The sequence below is a fragment of the Vicinamibacteria bacterium genome (assembly GCA_035570235.1).
GTDB lineage: Bacteria > Acidobacteriota > Vicinamibacteria > Fen-336 > Fen-336 > DATMML01.
In genome coordinates this window covers 49,806-67,668 of the sequence record DATMML010000062.1, presented here as the reverse complement: position 1 = coordinate 67,668, position 17,863 = coordinate 49,806, and the positions used below count along the sequence as shown (strand labels likewise).

At 65.6% G+C, this 17,863-nt stretch carries 13 protein-coding genes; 8 read left to right on the top strand and 5 right to left on the bottom strand.

All coding sequences use genetic code 11. The features are described from left to right. The coding region (locus tag VN461_11215) for a PHP domain-containing protein (protein ID HXB55346.1) at positions 1–1,239 on the bottom strand (1,239 nt) is incomplete at its 3' end. A 688-nt stretch (positions 1,240–1,927) separates the two neighbouring features. Here VN461_11215 and VN461_11210 point away from each other — a divergent pair. Continuing rightward, positions 1,928–5,005: a TonB-dependent receptor gene (locus VN461_11210; protein ID HXB55345.1), complete on the top strand. Its 3,078-nt coding sequence runs from the start codon at positions 1,928–1,930 to the stop codon at positions 5,003–5,005. A gap of 62 nt (positions 5,006–5,067) precedes the next feature. On the opposite strand, the gene pdxA is transcribed toward VN461_11210, so the two are convergent. Continuing rightward, positions 5,068–6,069: a 4-hydroxythreonine-4-phosphate dehydrogenase PdxA gene (pdxA, locus tag VN461_11205; protein ID HXB55344.1), complete on the bottom strand. Its 1,002-nt coding sequence runs from the start codon at positions 6,067–6,069 to the stop codon at positions 5,068–5,070. A 167-nt stretch (positions 6,070–6,236) separates the two neighbouring features. Beyond that, complete coding sequence (locus tag VN461_11200; protein HXB55343.1) at positions 6,237–6,674, bottom strand: hypothetical protein; 438 nt, start codon at positions 6,672–6,674, stop codon at positions 6,237–6,239. 348 nt (positions 6,675–7,022) lie between these two features. Between VN461_11200 and VN461_11195 the strand changes: the two genes are divergently transcribed. From VN461_11195 to VN461_11185, 3 genes are all read left to right on the top strand, one after another. Continuing rightward, positions 7,023–7,625, top strand: coding sequence for a hypothetical protein (locus tag VN461_11195; protein HXB55342.1), 603 nt, complete (start codon positions 7,023–7,025; stop codon positions 7,623–7,625). A gap of 407 nt (positions 7,626–8,032) precedes the next feature. Further along, a complete protein-coding gene (locus VN461_11190; GenBank protein HXB55341.1) occupies positions 8,033–8,644 on the top strand; it encodes a hypothetical protein in 612 nt (203 codons plus the stop codon). Between the two features lie 246 nt (positions 8,645–8,890). Further along, positions 8,891–10,474: a SpoIIE family protein phosphatase gene (locus VN461_11185; GenBank protein ID HXB55340.1), complete on the top strand. Its 1,584-nt coding sequence runs from the start codon at positions 8,891–8,893 to the stop codon at positions 10,472–10,474. 22 nt (positions 10,475–10,496) lie between these two features. Here the strand turns inward: VN461_11185 and VN461_11180 are convergent, their stop codons facing one another. After that, on the bottom strand, positions 10,497–10,721 hold the full coding sequence (locus VN461_11180) for a hypothetical protein (protein HXB55339.1): 225 nt from the start codon (positions 10,719–10,721) through the stop codon (positions 10,497–10,499). 765 nt (positions 10,722–11,486) lie between these two features. Here VN461_11180 and VN461_11175 point away from each other — a divergent pair. Continuing rightward, complete coding sequence (locus VN461_11175; GenBank protein HXB55338.1) at positions 11,487–14,006, top strand: PAS domain S-box protein; 2,520 nt, start codon at positions 11,487–11,489, stop codon at positions 14,004–14,006. 215 nt (positions 14,007–14,221) lie between these two features. Continuing rightward, positions 14,222–15,220, top strand: a complete 999-nt coding sequence (locus tag VN461_11170) for a diguanylate cyclase (GenBank protein ID HXB55337.1) — start codon at positions 14,222–14,224, stop codon at positions 15,218–15,220. 198 nt (positions 15,221–15,418) lie between these two features. Here the strand turns inward: VN461_11170 and VN461_11165 are convergent, their stop codons facing one another. Beyond that, complete coding sequence (locus VN461_11165; GenBank protein ID HXB55336.1) at positions 15,419–15,859, bottom strand: DoxX family protein; 441 nt, start codon at positions 15,857–15,859, stop codon at positions 15,419–15,421. A 278-nt stretch (positions 15,860–16,137) separates the two neighbouring features. Between VN461_11165 and VN461_11160 the strand changes: the two genes are divergently transcribed. Continuing rightward, a complete protein-coding gene (locus VN461_11160) occupies positions 16,138–17,217 on the top strand; it encodes a hypothetical protein (GenBank protein ID HXB55335.1) in 1,080 nt (359 codons plus the stop codon). A gap of 63 nt (positions 17,218–17,280) precedes the next feature. Next, on the top strand, positions 17,281–17,862 hold the full coding sequence (locus VN461_11155) for a methylamine utilization protein (protein ID HXB55334.1): 582 nt from the start codon (positions 17,281–17,283) through the stop codon (positions 17,860–17,862). Position 17,863: the final 1 nt, after the last annotated feature.

Here is a 17,863-nt window from a genome sequence, read left to right as displayed (position 1 = left end):
CGCGCTGCGCCCCCGGTAGGTGATCACGTTGGCGGTCATGGCCGCGCCCAGCCGCCCGTAGCGCTCGTAGACGTACTGGATCACCTGCTCGCGGCGGTCCCCGCTCGGCAAGTCGAGGTCGATGTCCGGCCACTCCCCGCGCTCCTCGGAGAGGAAGCGCTCGAAGAGCAGTTCCATCCCCACCGGGTCCACGGCGGTGATGCCGAGGCTGTAGCAGACCGCGCTGTTGGCGGCGGAGCCGCGCCCCTGGACCAAGATCCCCTCCCGTCGGCAGAAGTTCACGATGTCCCAGACGATCAGGAAGTAGCCGCTGAGCTCTAGCTTGCCGATCAGCGCTAGCTCCCGCTCGATCTGCCGGTGGGCTTTCTCGTGATAGGGCCGGTAGCGGTCGCGGGCCCCGGCTTCCGCCATCCGGCAAAGGAAGGAGTGCACGGTCTCCCCCGCCGGGACCGGGTATTCGGGAAAGCGGTAGCCTAGGTCCTCAAGCGTGAAATGCAGCCGATCGGCCAGGGCCTCCGTGCTCCGCAAAAGGTCCGGCCGGTCACGGAAAAGCGCCTCCATCTGCCGCGGCGCCTTGAGGTGCCGCTCAGCGTTTTCGCTCAACAGGCGACCGGCCGTGCTGAGCGTCCGCTTCTCGCGGATGCAGGTGAGAACGTCGAGCAGCGGCCGGCCCCGGGCGGCCGCATGGCGCACGCCGTTGGTAGCCACCGCCCCCAGGCCGAGGGCATCGGCCAGATCGAGCAGGGCTTGGTTTGACGCTTCCTGTTCTCGTCGCCGGTGACGTTGGATGTCGAGCACGACTCTCCCCGCCCCGAAAGCCTGCAGGATCTTGGCCAGCCGATCGGTGTCCGGCGGCCGCCCCAGGGTCTCCACACCGGGCAGGGCTACGAGCCCATCCACGCTTCCTTCCAAGGAGTCGAGGGGGAGCGCCCCTTCGCCCTTGGGAACGTCCGCTTTCATGCGGGTGATGAGCGCACAGAGGTTCCGGTAGCCCAAAGGGCTCTCCACGAGCACGGGGAGGCAGCCACCGCTCAGCAGGGTCAGCTCCGCTCCCACCAGCGGTCGGATGCCCGCGGCCCGAGCGGCCTTGAAGAAGCGGGGGGCCCCGGAGACGCCGTCCCGGTCCAAAAGAGCAAGGACGGGGTAGCCCAGCTCCGCCGCCCGCCCCACCACGTCCTCGGGCAGGGAGGAGGCCCGTAGGAAGGAAAAGGCGGAGGCGACGTGCAATTCGATGTACATAAGAGGATTTACTTTCGTCTTTTCTTCGCTATGCTGAACCCGGAAGGGGCTCGGGGTCAAGTCCCCCGCTTTTTCGCTGTAATCTGAACCGCCATTCACTATTTGGCGCGCATGCGCTCCCGCCTCATGCGTCCGGCTTGGCTCCGGGAACTCGTCCCTCGCTCTCCCTACCGAGCGCGAGGCCCTGGGCCGGATCGAGCGAGCCTTCCTCTTAGGACCAGAAGCGGCGCCGATCCTCGACCGCGCAGGCGATCCGAGCGGGCGTGCTTCCTAGGCCCCTCCGGAGAGTCAGCTCGCGGAGGCCTTGACCCGCGGACGCCTGGACGCCCGCGAGGCGGCGCTGGTGCGCGAGGCCACGGCCGCCCGCGACGACGCCATCAGGTCGACAGCTTTACGCTGCAACAGTACCTGCGGGGGGGCGTGGCCGAGGAGAAAGAAGGGGCCGCCGAAGCCGGGCCCTAATCGGAGTTTCCCCGGCGCCCGGCGCCGCACGGCCGAGCCACAGCAGTACTGAGCCACAGCAGCCACAGCAGCAGCCACAGCAGTAGCCACAGCAGTACTTGACGACTCCGGCGGCCGCGGTGTAGTGTCCGCCGCCAAGACCCGGTCGTGTCGTGCCCGCGAAAGGGCTCGCTCTTCATCGTTCCCGCGTGCGCCTTCCCGCCCGGGCTTCTAAAGGAGAAGGGCCATGCTTCCACACCGGCAGAAGTCGCTGAGCCGACTGCTCGTCGCATTCAGTTTTTTGATCGTGGCGACGCCTGCCGTGGCCCAGTCCACGGCCGCCCTCCAGGGCACCGTCACTGATGCCCAGGGCGCGGTGGTGGCGGACGCCCAGATCCTTGTGCGGAACGCGGCCACGGGGGTCGAGCGGACCACGAAGAGTGACACTTCCGGTCACTACTTTGTCGCCGCCCTGCCCGTCGGCATCTATCGCATCGAGGTTCGGGCCCCGGGCTTCCAGAGCGCGGTCGTGAACAACGTCCCGGTGGAGGTCGCGCGGACGGCCGTCCAGAACATCCAGCTCGCCCTGGGGGGGGTGGCGGAAGAGCTGATGGTTCAGGGCGAGGGCCCCGTGATCGAGACCACCACCACCTCGGTCGGTCAGGTCATCGACCGGCGGACGGTGCAGGAGATTCCATTGAACGGCCGCCACTTCGTCGACTTGGGGCTCCTCATCCCGGGGTCGGTCACGCCCCCCCAGAACGGCTTCCTGACCGCTCCCCTCCGGGGCCAGGGCTCCTTCGCCTTCAACACCGCCGGCCAGCGCGAAGACACCGTCAACTTCATGGTCAACGGCATCAACCTCAACGACATGGTGCAGAACCAGATCACCTTCCAGCCTTCAATAAACACCGTCCAGGAGTTCAAGGTCGACAACTCCACCTACAGCGCCGAGTACGGGCGTAACTCCGGCGCCATCGTGAACATCGCCACCCGCTCGGGGACCAACGAGCTGCACGGGGAAGCCTTCGAGTTCCTGCGGAACGACAGCTTGGATGCGACTAACTTCTTCAACACCAAGAAGTCCCCCTTCAAACGCAACCAATTTGGGGCCAGCCTCGGCGGTCCCATCGTCAAGAACAAGACCTTCTTCTTCGTGAGCTACGAGGGCCTCCGCCAGCGCCAAGGCCTGGACATCAACAGCGGCGTGCTTCGGGACGACGAGCGGGCCGCCGTCACCGACCCCATATCCCGGAAGCTGCTAGACCTGATCCCGATCGCCAACGCGGTCGGACCCCGCGGGGACGGGAGGTTCATCGGCGCCGCGACCGCGCCCGTGGACATCAACCAATGGACGGGTGACCTCACCCATATCTTCACGACCCAGGACACTATCCACGCCTACTATGCGTACCAGCACGACAAGCGCGGCGAGCCCACGCTCCAGGGAGACACCGTCCCCGGCTTCGGCGATACCCGCGAGTCTACCCGGCAGATCCTCACCCTGAACGAGACGCACATCTTCGGATCGAACCTGGTCAACGAGGTCCGCTTCGGTTTCAACCGCATCCACATCACCTTCACCCCCAACGCCCAGCTCAACCCCGTCGACTACGGCATCAATGTCGGCGTGACGACCCCGATCGGCCTCCCCCAGATAACGATCACCGGTCTCGGCCTCGATTTCGGCGGACCCGCCCAGTTCCCCAACGGCCGCACCGACCAGACCTTCGTGGCGTCGGACACCCTCAGCTATCAGAGCGGTCGCCACGCTTTCAAGTTTGGGGGGGAATGGCGCCGGTTCTCGAACAGCAACTTCAACTCCGACCCCGGGGATTTCCGCTTCGCGAGCGTGGCCGACTTCGAGGCCGGGCGGGGGAACAGCTTCACGATCACGACCGGGGATCGGCCCAGCGACATCGTCCAGCAGGCCCTCGGCCTCTTCGTCCAGGACAACCTCAAGGCGACATCGCGCTTGACCTTCGAGTTGGGCCTGCGCTACGACCTCAACGTCCGGCCCACCGACAGCCAGAACCGATTCGTGGTCTTCGACCCCCAAACCGTCTCCCTGGTCCACGTCGGGACGACCATCGCCGACGTTTACCAGACCAAGGGTAACGTCGAGCCGCGGATCGGGGTGGTGTGGGACCCCACCGGCGACGGCAAGACGTCGGTGCGCGCCGCTTATGCGATCCAGGCGGACCAGCCGGTGACGAACTTCGTCAGTAACACTGCTGCCAATCCGCCCTTCGCCATCCCTTTGAGCTTCAGCGGCACCATCCGGCTCGACAGTGCCTTCAACACCGCGCGGGCCGCCGGCCTGTCCCCCATCACCGTCGACCACGGCTTTCAGAACGCCAAGGTTCAGTCCTGGAACGTAAACGTGCAACGGGAGTTGGGCCCGAGCCTAGGCGTGATGGTGGGCTACTTCGGCTCGAAGGGGCAGGATCTCCGGCTCTTCCTGAACATCAACCAGCCCATCAACGGCGTCCGGCCCTACCCCCGCCTCGCGGATACGAGCCCCATCCTGCCCGGCAGCGCCCTCGGAAACATCTTTGAGCACGCGAGCTTGGGCCAGTCCACCTACCATGCCCTTTGGGTCACGGCCAACAAGCGGATGTCCCACGGCCTCCAGTTCAACGCCTCCTACACCTTCTCGAAGTCGCTGGACTACAACTCTTTGAACTCCCAGAACGTGGTTATAGTCCAGAACAGCTACGATCTCGCGAACAGCCGGGGGCCCTCGGACTTCGATGCCCGCCACCGGGTGGTGCTCAACGCGATCTGGGAGCTGCCGCTGCACGGCAACCGCTTGGCGGACGGCTGGCAGATCGGCCTCATCACCCAAGCCCAGAGCGGCAACCCCCTCAACGTCGTCACCAACATCGGCGGTTTTACAGGTGTCGTCAACAGCCTGCGCCCGGATCTGGTGGGAACCATCGACCTCACCGCGACTCCCAACCAGTGGTTCAGCAACACCGTCTGCGACCCGCGGGTGGCCTCGTGCTCGGGCGCGGTCTTCGCGCTCCCGGTTTCCGCCGCGGGCGTCTTCCATTTTGGCAACCTGGGTCGCAACGCGGTCCTCGGGCCGCCGTTCTACGACACGGACCTCTCCCTCGTGAAAAACACGAAGCTGGCGGGGAGCACGATCCTTCAGTTCCGATGCGAGGCCTTCAACGTGTTCAACCACCCGAACCTTGGCCAGCCCGGACGCATCGCCACCGTGGGGAGCACCTCCTTTGGTCTTATCACCAACACGCGCTTCCCGACCGGGGACTCGGGCTCGTCGCGCCAAGTCCAGTTCGCGTTGAAGCTGCTCTTTTAGGCTTAGGGAACGGCCGCGTCGGACAGCCCGCGGGAGCACCCATGCCCAGGCTCGGCGGTCCGCTATGCTCGAGGGGTATCCGTGCCTCCCACCGAGCCGCCGGACGCGAGCTTCTGCTCGGCGAGCGCCACCGCCAGACTCATGGCGGCGACCAGGCTGCGGCCGTCTGCGATGCCCTTCTCCACGATGTCGAATCCGGTGCCGTGGTCAACGGAGGTGCGGACGAAGGGCAGCCCTAAGGTCACGTTCACGGCGTGTCCGAAGGCCAGAAGCTTGACGGGAATCAAGCCCTGGTCGTGGTAGGCGGCCACCACCGCATCGAATTCGCCGCGGACGGCCCGCACGAACAAGCTATCGGCGGCGAAGGGTCCCGAGACGTCAAGGCCCTCCCCGCGCAGGGCGGCCACCGCCGGTGACAACACATCCCGCTCCTCCCTGCCAAAAAGGCCGTTCTCGCCCGCATGGGGGTTGAGGCCGCAAAGGGCGATACGCCGGCGGGGGGCCCCAAAGCGCGGTAGCTCGCGATGGACCAGCCGCACCACGCGCCGGATCTCCTCCCCCGTCACGGCGTCCGCCACCGACCGCAGGGAGCGGTGGATGGTGAGAAGGGCCACCCGGAGGCCCCCTCCCACAAACATCATGGCCACGTTCGGCGTCTCCGCCGCCTCCGCCAGCATCTCAGTATGCCCGGGCCACGCATAGCCCGCCGCCGCCAACGACTCCTTGTTCAGGGGCGCGGTCACGAGCGCATCCACGCGCCCGGACCTCGCGTCTTTTGCCGCGCGCAACACGGCTCTAGCCGCCGCACGACCCCCCGCTGCTGAGCTAACGCCCAGAGACACAGGCTCTTCCAGTGGGATGTCGACGACGGGGACGCCCAGGTCTTCCGGCGTCTTGAGGCCGAACCGCCGGCTGCGATCCTGAAGCGAAGCGAGGGGGCCGTAGACCACAAAGGGCACATCGGGGCGATCCGACGTATCCAGGGCCCGTAAGACAACTTCAGGCCCGATCCCCGCGGGATCGCCCACGGTCAGGGCAACCACCGGCTTCCGTGGCCCCGTCACGCCTTCAGGATAACCGACCCGCCCGCCCTCGGGATCCGGAGCGCACCCAACAGATGCAAAGGCCGGGGTCTCGATTCCCACCCTTATCGGGCCGGTTGCCCCTCCGCGACAACCCGGCCGGGCTCCCGGACCCGGGCGCATGGGACCCCGTCGTCGTCCTGTCCGGCTCAGGAGCGCGTTAGGGTGTAGGTGACGGATTCGTTGCCGGGACCCTGGTTGTCGATGATGACGACGTAGGTGTTCGCGGGCTCGACCGGGGTGGCCAATGTCTTGCTCGGCGTGGTGGCCGCGCTTTCGTCGACGCCTAGAAAAGTGCACGCCCCGTTCAGGTAGGCGGTAACGGTACAGCTCGAGGTAGCAACCCCAACCAAGAGGACGTCGGTGGCGGAGGTCCAAGTGACCTGTAAGGTGAGGGTTCCCCCGATGTCGGTGTGGACGGGGATCGCAAAGAACTGGTGAGCCAGGGGCGCGACCGAACCCAAGGCCACCGTGTTGGGTCCGGGGGTTGGGGACGCGGTGCCGCTGGGGGACGTCGACGAGCTGCACCCTCCGATCGAGGACACTACGGCCAGTACCCCGGCCAGAGGTACCACTCGCCTTAACATGGAGCCTCCTTAAGAACGTGGGACGTGGTCACTAGTCGGTCAGTTCTCCTGGAGGCACCTTTACTTAGCTCTCTCCCGCGCCGTTTCCCTTTTAGCCTCGGCCGGATGGCAGCGCTTACGCCTCCGACATCCTAAGCCAACTGCTCGCAGAGCGAAAGCGCGACGGCCGACGGGGCCAACTGGGCTCTTCCCTCGACTCGGTCCACCCTCGCGGCGACGGGCCCGGCCGAGGCGCCCCGGGGGAAACCTGATGGCCCCCTTCGCGTAGGCCACGTGGACGAAAACGAAGTGAATTGAGCATTGACAGGCGTAGTATCTGGGGCGAACGTCGCTACCAGGAGGGAAGCCATGATGACGCCTCGGCGGTTATCCGTTCTGATGTTCGTCCTCGCCGTCTTAAGCACGATCTCCCCGGCGACCGCAGACGACAAGGCCCTGCTGCGACTGCGTGCCTTCGCCGTGGACATGAGCGGCCTCAGCCGTCCCCGTGCGGGGACAATCGACATCGTGATCGAACGATGGTCGACCGACGAGGAGCGCGAGCAGCTGCGGAGCGCACTGATCGAGAAGGGATCGGATGCTCTGCTCACCGCCCTTCAGAAGATCAAGCCGCGGGCCGGCTATATCTCGAGCTCGAACCGCTTGGGCTGGGACGTTCGCTACGCCCGGCTGGAGCCCTTCGGGGACGGGGGGCGGCGCGTGATCATCGCCACCGACCGCCCGATGAGCTTTTGGGAGCTCAGAAACCAACCCCGTTCCGTCGACTACGAGTTCACCCTCGCCGAGCTCCGGCTGACCAAAGACGGCAAGGGCGTGGGCAAGCTCGTGACCGCCGCCAAGATCACTTACAACAAGGACACCCGCTCGGTCGAGATCGAGAACTACGGCATCGAGCCCGTGCGCTTGAGCGAGGTCGAGGTCGTCGGGGGTAAAGAGGGTAAGGAGAAGTAAGCGGGAGGGCGCGCCCCCAGTTTGGCCTGCCCCCCCGCCCTTGAAATGGCGTGGTTGGGGCAGTGTCGCGAATCGGGAACACAGGTCGGACTGCCCTTTTCTAGGGCCTTCTCCAGAGCCACCGCGCTGGGCCGGCAGAGAGGGTCCACCAACCGGGGGGGCAGGTCGGCCGGTTTCCCATCACCGTCCTTCCGATCTCGCTCATGGGCCCCATTTGAATGGTGCCCGCCAGAAAAGTGAGACGCCCAGCCTCGTCGAAACGCGCAAAGACTCGATAAGGCTGTTCCGTCTTGTCAAGAAACATGGGCAAGCAAGAGGTGGTATGGCCCGGTCCGGAATCCAGGCCAACTGGGCTACCTCCATCTACGCTCTGGGCGGAAGGTCACCAGGGGTATCATCGTTACAACATGCTGCTGGCCTTCAAGGTGTGCCGCCGATGCGGCGAGGAGTACCGACCGGAAATTGAGCGCTGCGCCGATTGCGGGGGAGAACTGGAAGCCCGCTACGATGATGGCCACGGGGGTGTGATCCCGGCGAGGCCTCCCAACTCCGACCATGCCCCGACCGGGGGCCCGCCGCCGGAAGCATCCTCGGATCGGCCCCCGCAAGGAGAGAGCATCATCTACTCCGGCCGCGCTGCCGCCGACCTCAAACCCGTGGCCGAGCGGTTGATCGAGGTGGAGATACCGTTCCGCTTTGTCTGTCAACGCTCGACGGCGCAATCGGATCTGGCCCGTTTCGCGCTGGCGGTCAGCAACGAAAATCGAGCCCACGCGTTCAGGGTGATCGCACCTCTGCTCGACGCCGACCCCGAAGCCCTGGCCGCCGTCGAGCGGGAGTTCGATACCGAGGGCGGGTACCTCCGTTGCCCCGCGTGCGGCCAAACCCTGAACGGCGGAGCCACCAAGTGCCCGGCCTGCGCCTTGGCCTTGCGGGCGGAGGCGCAGACGTGCAGGTGGTGTGGCGAGCTAGTCGAACTGGCAGCCGAACGCTGTCGAGGTTGCGGCCGCTCGGCCTGAGGAGCAACAGGGCCAGTCTGCAGTCCCGCCGTGCGCCCGCCCCCGGTGGGTCGGTTTGCCGTCCGCACCGGTCCCGCCCACGGTGCCCTTGACCCCGTCCTTTGTTCAACCTCTGACCCTTCGGGGCCGGGCTTCTGGGGTAGGGCTTCTTGACCCTTCAGACCCGGGAGAGTTAGCCTCGCCTTACTAACAATGGTAGCGATTCACATTCGGGCTCCCGACGGGTCGCAGCGGGGCTTCCGGCTCATGAGGGATCGGATCCGGATAGGGCGTGCGGCCGACAACGACCTCGCCCTCCCCGACCCCAAGTTGTCCCGGCGCCACGCGGAGATCCTGCGAACGCCGGAGGGCCACATCTTGAGGGATTTGGGCAGCCGGAACGGCACCCGCGTCAATGGACAGCGCCTCCGATCCGATCGTCCCATTCGACCGGGAGACGCCATTGACCTGGGGCGCCATCACCTGACGCTGGACGAGGAGGCTCCGGGCGGAGGACAGCAGTCCCTGAACACGCAAAAGGCCATCCCGTCGAGAGACATCTCGGACCTGGAGGAAACCAAGCCCGACCTCGACCCTGGGGAGCAAGGACGTCGCCACCGGATCTTGGCCCACCTCATCCGAGCCGCCGGCGCCCTCACGACAAACCGTAACCTCCGGGAGCTCTTCGAGCGGGTGCTCGATCAGCTCTTCGAGGTCCTTCCCGCCGAGCGGGGCTGCATCGCCCTCCTAGAGGGTCATCCCCCGATGCCAATCATCAAGGCCAGCCGCACGCGGCACGGAACGGCTTTCGACCGGCTCAGCCGCAGCATCACCCGCCGCGTTCTGGAGGACCGCGTGTCCCTTCTGGTTCCGCGGCTTCTCGAAGATGCCGGGTTCGCGGGCCAGGAGAGCCTCGCGGCCAGTGGGGTCCGCTCGCTCATGTGCGCCCCCCTCTGGTTCACTGCCGGATCCGGCCAGCAGGAGGCGGTGATCGGCCTGATCTATCTCGACAGCCTCGAGGAGCCGACTTGTTTCACGGTGGAGGATCTCCAATTCCTGAGCGCCCTGGCCAATCTCGCTGCCATCCGGATCGAGGGCGCCCGGCTGCAAGCTGAGAGCCTTGACCACCAAAAGCTGCGCGAGGAGCTGCGGAAGGCAGGGGAGATCCAGGCCAGCCTCTTGCCCCAGATCCTTCCCGATTTGCCCGGCTACGACCTCGCCGCGTCCAATCGGCTCTGCAGCTCCGTCGGCGGAGACTACTACGATTTCCTCCTCGACCGCGGCCAGCTTCTCCTCGCCCTCGGGGATGTGTCTGGCAAAGGTACGGCGGCTGCCCTGTTGATGGCCTTGCTGCGGGCGGCTGTGCGAGCCCACTGGACGGAGGGCCCTCCTGCCGCCAGCCTGGCTCGCGCCAACGTCACCCTCTGCGAGACGATCCCCGAGAACCGCTACGCGAGCATGTTCCTGGGCAGACTCGATGCCGCCGGCGGTCAGCTCACGTTCGTCAACGCCGGCCACTATCCGCCCGTCATTGTCCGAGCCGACGGCCGGGTCCTGAGCCTAGGCGAGGGCGGACCCGTTCTCGGGGTATTCCCCTCCGCGGCCTATGCCAACAACAGCTGCACCATCGGCCTGGGGGACGCTCTCGTGGTCTTCTCCGATGGTATCGCCGAGGCCCGGGACGCCAGTGAAGCGGAGTTCGGGCAACACGGAGTGGCCGCTGTTGCTGTCCGAGAACGCGGCCGAGAGGCGCGGGCCCTTGCCGACGCGATCTTTGAGCAGGTCGCCCGTCACGTGGGTGCGGGCCGGGTCAACGACGACCAAACATTGATCGTTGTGAAGCGGCGCTGAACCCCGGGCCCGCGGTCGCGGTTTAGCCGATCGCTTCGACCCGATATTCGAGGGAGATGACCAGGGCGCCGTCCGACTCCTTCCTGACCGCGCTCGGCGCCGAGACGAAGCCACCCACGCCGCAGTGCGGACAAGACATATAGATCGCCAGCCGCGTCCCGTCCGAGGGATATCGGCAGGCCAAGGCAAACATCTTGCCGCAGGCGTCGCAGCGGTGCTCGCTCCTACCCTTCGTCGTCAGGTCCATACCACTTGGAGTTGGTGCAACTCCCGTGCCCAGTCTCCTCTTGCCGACGATCTCCCCGGAAGTTGCACACGGTTCGGCCGTTGACGCACCTGCGACTCCCCGCGGCTGGCCGAGAGGCACAACGAAAATGGCCCAAATCTGGCAACCCCGTCGCTTGTCCCCAAGGCCGCCACTTGGAAACGTGTCATCGGATGCTCGATGAAGACCCGCACTCTCTCCCATCGACTTGGTCGTCCAAAAGAAGTACCATCCATTCGACGCGACCGCCCCGAGCCTCCCTCCTCGAAGCGGGTGACTGCTCCCCTACGCGGCCCCCGTTCGACAACTCCGCTCGTCGAGCCGATTGCGGCCAGGTGAGCCGATGGTTGCGCGCAGGACTGGGCCCGGACAGCTCAGATGTGTGCGGTCGCAATTTCGGGCAAGCCGAGCACTGGCCGTGCCCTGCGGCCTCCTGCTCGGCGTCCGACTCCCCGCGCCCCGAAGACGAGGCCTTCGTAAGCACCATCCTCGAAGAGGATCCAAGGAGCCCGTCCGCCCCGAAAACCTGTGCGGCAGGGCCATCAACGCCTCTGCGCCCGCGCATGCGCCCTGGGCGATTCACTCCGAGCACCTCAACACCGCGCGGGCCGGCAAGCCGCCCTCCGGAGGCTGACCACGCGCCCTCTTCGCGACATATCGCTTCGTGGGAAGGTCGTCGCCATCACCACCGCCTCCGCGGGCCTAGCCCTCCTCCTGGCCTGCGCCGCCTTTGTGATTTACGAGCTCGTGACATATCGCGCCACCATGGTCCGCAACCTCTCCGCCGAGGCGGAGATCGTGGGCAGACAGTCCAGCGCCGCAATCGTCTTCCAGGACCCCGACTCGGCAACCGCCACCCTGCGAGCCCTGCGTGCGGAGCCGCACATCGTGTCCGCCGCCCTCTACACCCTCGACGGTACGCTCTTCGCCTCTTACCTACGCGACGTCGCCTCCCCAGTCGCTTCCCTGCCACGGCCCCCCTCCGGTCAGGCGGCAGGACATGCTTTCGAAAGCCGGCGCTTGGTGCTCTTCCGCCCGATCCAGTTCGACAACTCTCCCATCGGCACGGTCCTGATCGAGTCGGACTTGAGCGAGATGACAACGCGCTTGCAGCGCTACGCCGCCATTGCGTCCGGGGTGCTCCTCATCTCCTTGATCGTCGCGTATTGGACGGCTTCGCGGTTCCAACGCCTCATCACAGGACCCGTCCTCCACCTGGCGGAGACCGCACAGCGGGTCTCCAGCCATAGAGACTACTCTGTGCGCGCAGTTGCCCAAGGCCGCGACGAACTCGGCCTTCTGGTCTCGACGTTCAACGACATGCTGCATCAGATTCAAGAACGGGATGCCGCCTTACGCGCGGCTCAAGAGCGGCTTGCCCACGTCGTTTCGTCGAGCCCAGCCGTCCTGTATTCCCTCAAGGTCGAAGGAGGGGAGCTTATACCGATGTGGGTGAGCGCGAACATCTGGCGCCTCACCGGCTACACGCAGAAGGAAAACAAGGGAGCGGAGTGGTGGGCCGAACACCTTCATCCGGAAGATCTGGAGAGGGTCATCGGTCAAGTCCCGCGCCTGCTGTCGGAGGGCTACGTCAGCCGAGAGTACCGCTTCCGCCACAAGGACGGAACCTACCGTTGGGTCGGCGACGAGCAGAGGTTGCTACGAGACGCCAACGGGAACCCAACCGAGGTCGTCGGATCGTGGTCGGACGTCACCCCCCGGAAGCAAGCGGAGCTCAGGCTTCTGGAGAGCGAGGAGCAATACCGGCTGCTCTTCGACAGCAACCCTCAGCCCATGTGGGTCTATGACGAAGAGACCCTGGCTTTCCTTGCCGTCAATGACGCCGCCGTCAAACATTACGGGTACTCCCACGCTGAGTTCCTGAGCATGACGATCCGGGACATCGGTCGGTTCGATGAGGCTCAGCTCCGGGACGAGGGCGCCGTCCGCCGCCCCGCGGAGGCAGATCAGAAGGCCTCGCACTCACCGCGGGCTTCGGCGCACCGCAAGAAGGACGGCAGCCTCATCGACGTGGAGGTTGCCGTGGGCTCGATCGAGTTCAGGGGCCGGAAGGCGGGGCTTGTCCTGGTGACCGATGTCACGGAGAGAAAGCATCTCGAGACCCAGCTTCTTCAATCGCAGAAGATGGACTCCGTGGGCCGGCTCGCGGGTGGGGTTGCCCACGACTTCAACAACCTCTTGGGAGTGATTACGGGCTACGGCGAGCTGCTCGCCGCCCGCCTGCCCGACAACCCGAAGCTCCAGAGATACGCCAACGACATTCTGAAGGCCGCCGAGCGGGCGGCTGGCCTGACCCGCCAACTCCTTGCCTTCAGCCGCAAGCAGGTCCTGCAGCCTCGAGTCCTCGACCTGAACGCCATCGTCGCGGAGATGGAGAAGATGCTGCGGCGGCTGATCGGGGAGGACGTTCAGCTGATCACGATCTTTGACAAGCGCCTGGCGGGTGTTCAGGCGGACCCGGGGCAGATGGAACAGGTCCTCATGAACCTAGCTGTGAACGCGCGTGACGCCATGCCGAGGGGAGGACGGCTCACGATCGAGACCGCCAATGTCGACCTCGACGCAACGTATGCCCGCTCCCGCCCGGGGGTCAAGCCCGGCCCTCACGTGATGCTGGCCGTCAGCGACACCGGCCACGGTATGGAGCCGGAGGTTCTGGACCACATCTTCGAGCCCTTCTTCACAACCAAGGAGGCAGGCAAAGGAACAGGGCTGGGACTGGCCACCGTCCACGGGATCGTCAAGCAGAGCGGAGGGCACATCTTCGTGTACAGCGAGCGTGGGCAGGGCACGACGTTCAAGATTTACCTGCCGCGCGTCGCGGCGGGGAAGGTGGCGGAGACCGCCGCCGCCCCCCCAGCCGAACAGCACGGGGGCTCGGAGACGGTGCTGCTGGTGGAGGACGAGGAGTCACTTCGGGGAATCGTACGAGAGTGCCTCGAAGCGAGCGGCTACAGCGTCATCGAAGCTCGTCATGCCGCCCATGCCCTGGAACTGGCGGAAGGACACTCCGCCCCTATCCACCTCTTGATCACCGACGTGATCATGCCTGGGATGAGCGGGAGCCAGCTCGCGGCCACGTTCACGGCCATTCATGCGGAGACGAAGGTCCTCTATATGTCTGGCTACACCGACGACGCCGTCGTCCTCCACGGGGTGCTCGCCGCCGATGTGAGCTTCCTGCAGAAGCCTTTCACCACAGAAGCCCTCGCCCGAAAGGTGCGGGAGGTGCTCGACCACAGGTGACCTCCACCCCCGTCGCGAGCCCCCTGTCGGCCGCCCTTCGGTCGGGCTGGACCTCAAGGTGGCCGCCGAAGAGACACCCGGGGTCGGGGGGTCTGGCGACCGTCCGCAACTCCCCATTCCGTAAAGCATGGCAAACACGGCACTTGCCATGGGGCCGCTGCCTAAAGGGCACCTTGGCACCGGTCGTGCTCTCCTTTTGACCCCAGGAGGCATGGATGGGGACTCAGCCCGTGGAAACGAACCTTGGGGGCAGGCAGGGGCGCGTGCTCTCTGTCGATGACTCTCCCCTCGCACGGGCAGTAGTCCGCGGCTACCTCCACACGGGCGGTTACCAGGTCCAGGAGGCGGAAAGTGGGCCGGAAGCCCTCCGGCACCTGGCGACCGGCGGTTACGACGTGGTCATCACAGACCTCCATATGCCAGAGGTGGATGGCTTCGCTCTGCTGTCCGCGGTCAAACGCGAGGCCCCTAGCACCGAGGTCGTCTTCCTCACCGGGGCTCACGACGTCAACTCCACCATCCGGGCTCTCCGTCTGGGAGCCCATGATTACCTGACGAAACCCCTCACCAACGCTGACGCCGTGATCTTCAGTGTGCAGCGCGCCCTCGAGAAGAGGCGTCTTCACGAGAAGAACGAGCAGTTGTTGAGCCAACTGGAGGCCCAGAGCCAGACCGATCGTCTGACGGGGCTGGCCAACCGTCGAGCCTTCGAGGAAAGCCTTGCCCGGGAAACGGCGCTGGCGCAGCGTCACGGCCACCCCCTAAGCGTTGTGTTGCTGGCAATCGATGATCTCCGGGACTTGAACCGCGCTCACGGGCGCCAGGCGACGGACGAAATTCTGCGTTCCTTCGCCCGCACCCTGACCGGCGACCTCCGCGCCGGCGATGGCCTTTATCGGTACGGCGATGAGGAATTTGTGGCCATCCTGCCCCACGCTGAGTTGCTGGGCGCGCAGGGGGCTGCGGACCGCCTCGTGGCTGCGGTCGCCGCAACCGAGGTCATGATCGACGCCACTCAAGTCTCGATCAAAGTCAGCGCGGGAGTGGCTTGCCTCTCCCTCCAGGACACCGATCGATCCGCCTTCCTCGGCCGGGCGACCGCCGCCCTTCATAAGGCCAAGAGCCGGGCTGCACGCCGCGGTGAGCCTTGGCAGTCGCCCCAGGCTATCTCTGACGGCGAGGTTGCCTCGCGGGCAAGACGGCGGACCGACTAGGTCCGACGGCCCTTTCGGACGGACCTCCAATCCATAAAGCCAGAGCCCTCTACTGGACCCGCCGCCGCGACTGGCGCACGAACCACGATGTCCCCGGAAGCAGACTGGCGACTTTGCTGATAGAGATGGCGAGGCCGGCCTCAGGGTCCGCTCTTCAGGCGAGCTCCCGTCACTTGTTGGCCGGTGCCACGTGTCCAGTTATCGACTCTTCGAACTCCTGGACCGCAAGAACGCGTCCACGGATACAAGATCGTCTTCGCGCGGCAGGAGTAACACCACAGTGAGCAGGGCGAGCCTCGGAATCACGTGGGCGTGGAACGCGTAAAGGGGCTCCTTCAGCAAATGCCCGAAGGTGACGAGGATGAGCACTCCGCCCAGAGAGATCAATGCAGGGCGCGTCTTAAAGCCCACGAGAACCAGCGCCCCCGCGACGAGCTCGACGAGTGGAACTGCTGTGCCGGTAATCCAAAGAGACCATGCGGGCAAGAAGGTGTCTGCGTATGGGCCGACGAAATAGTGACGCGCATGGCCGAACGGCGTCATCACGAAGCACTTGTAGACGCCCGCCATGAAGAAGATGAGCCCCAAGATCCCTCGGCAAAAGAAGATGGCCCACGTCCGGTCGCAAAAACCTCTCATCCTGCCTCGGGTGTGGTCCCCATGTCGGGTCACGGTCACTTTAGGCGTCAGCCCTAGCTTGACCTGTCGGCCCGGCCCCATTGGAGGCCGTTCCGGTTTCAGTCTCGCGCCGATCTTTTCGCGAAGCAACTCGTCTCGCGTTCGCGGACATCATCTCGACCCTGGTAGGAGGGCCGCACGAGCAAGCCGCTCTCTCTGGAGCGAAAAGCACGGCCAAGCTCTCAATTGAAACTTCGCGAGCGGGAGACGATGATTGCCCTGACAAAAGCGACTCCATCATGCCTGAACCGCGACGGCGCGCCGCGATCGCAGTGGTTCTCCTCGCGGCGACCCTCGCGTTCTCAATGGGTGTCCGGGGCGAAGACACCCTGCAGATCAGCGGATTCGCCGACCTTCGTGGCACGACAAAGGCCGACAATCCCTTCGAGGCTGACAGAGTCTCCTCCCAGATCCAGACCGGCATCGACTGGTCGCCCTCTCCGACCTTCCTCGCCCATCTGCATCTGCTTGCCCGGACGGACGAGGGCCAGTCCGTTCGCGGCCATGCCGGAACGCCCGAAGCCTACATCGAAGCCCATCTCCCGGCCGGAGGGAGCCGGATCAAGCTGCGGGCGGGAGCATTCTTTCTTCCCACATCGCGCGAGAACGTGGACGCGCTCTGGGAGAACCCGTATGCGGTCTCCTCCTCGGCGCTCAACTCGTGGTTCGGCGAGGAGTTTCGACCCATCGGCGTGGACGCCTCGTGGCTGCGCGGAGGCGCCGTGATCGCCGCGACGGTCTTTCGCGGAAACGACACCTTCGGCGCACTTCCCTTGGATCCCGGCTGGTCACTGGACGATCGGTGGACCCTGCTCGGGCAGAAGGTCCAGGCCGGCACCCACTATTCGTCCGTTTCGGCGGATACCGATCACCGTCTCCGATGGTCAGCGCGGGCCGGATGGAGCTTCCACCAATTCTCCGTGCTTTTCACCCACATCGACAACCGCTCCGACGGCCTGCGCCATGGCGACCTCGTCAACTGGCGCACTCGCTTCGATATTCTTGGCTTTGACTACAGGCGCGCCGACTGGACTCTCTTGGGCGAGACGGGCTGGGGCCCGACCGAACTGTTCCACCCTGGGGGGAGCTTCCGCGCGGATCTGCGCGCCAGCTACCTCCTCTTGTCACGTCAACTTCGACGCGGGCGAGCGACCGTCCGCTTTGATGCCTTCAGCAATGGCGAATCACACAAGCACGCCCTGACTCTGGCCAGCTTCTGGACGGCCGCGCCGAAGCTTACGGTAGGGGTCGAGTTCTCCGCAGGCGGCGGCCAGCAACGGGGTCTCGGCGATCTCCGTTACCGCTTCTCGGGCCCCTGAGACCACCTGACCGCGCGAGAGCCGGACCCGGCGAAACACCTCCGATGGTGGTAGTCTGGCGAGATGGGTCTGGCCGCTGCTCTTCTGCTGCTTGCTGCCGCTCGCCCAGACTCCACCGCCACCCTTCTCGTCGAGGTGCGCGATGACCGCGGCGCCGCCGTCCCCGATGCCGTGGTCTATGCGATCCCCGAGGCAAGGAAAGCGCCCCCACCATCGCACCACGTAGTGCTGGACCAGAGGAATCGCATGTTTGTCCCCCACATCCTGCCGATCCAAACCGGCACCGCGGTCACGTTTCCCAACAGCGACAACGTTCGGCACCAGGTCTACTCGTTCTCGGCGGCCAAGAAATTCCAGTTGCCCCTCTACGCAGGCACGCCCGCCGCGCCCGTCGTCTTCGACAAGCCGGGAGTGGTCACCCTGGGATGCAACATCCACGACCACATGAGCGCATACCTCGTGGTCGTCGACACACCGTATTTCGCCCTCACGGTGGCCGGACGCGGCGAGCTGTCTAGCCTGCCGGAGGGAAAGTACGACGTGCGCGTGTGGTATGCGGGGATGCGCTACGAACCACTCCCGCAACCCGTCAGCCTCGGCGCCGGCGAGCAAAGCAGCCTGACCTTCAAGATCGGAAACAAATAGC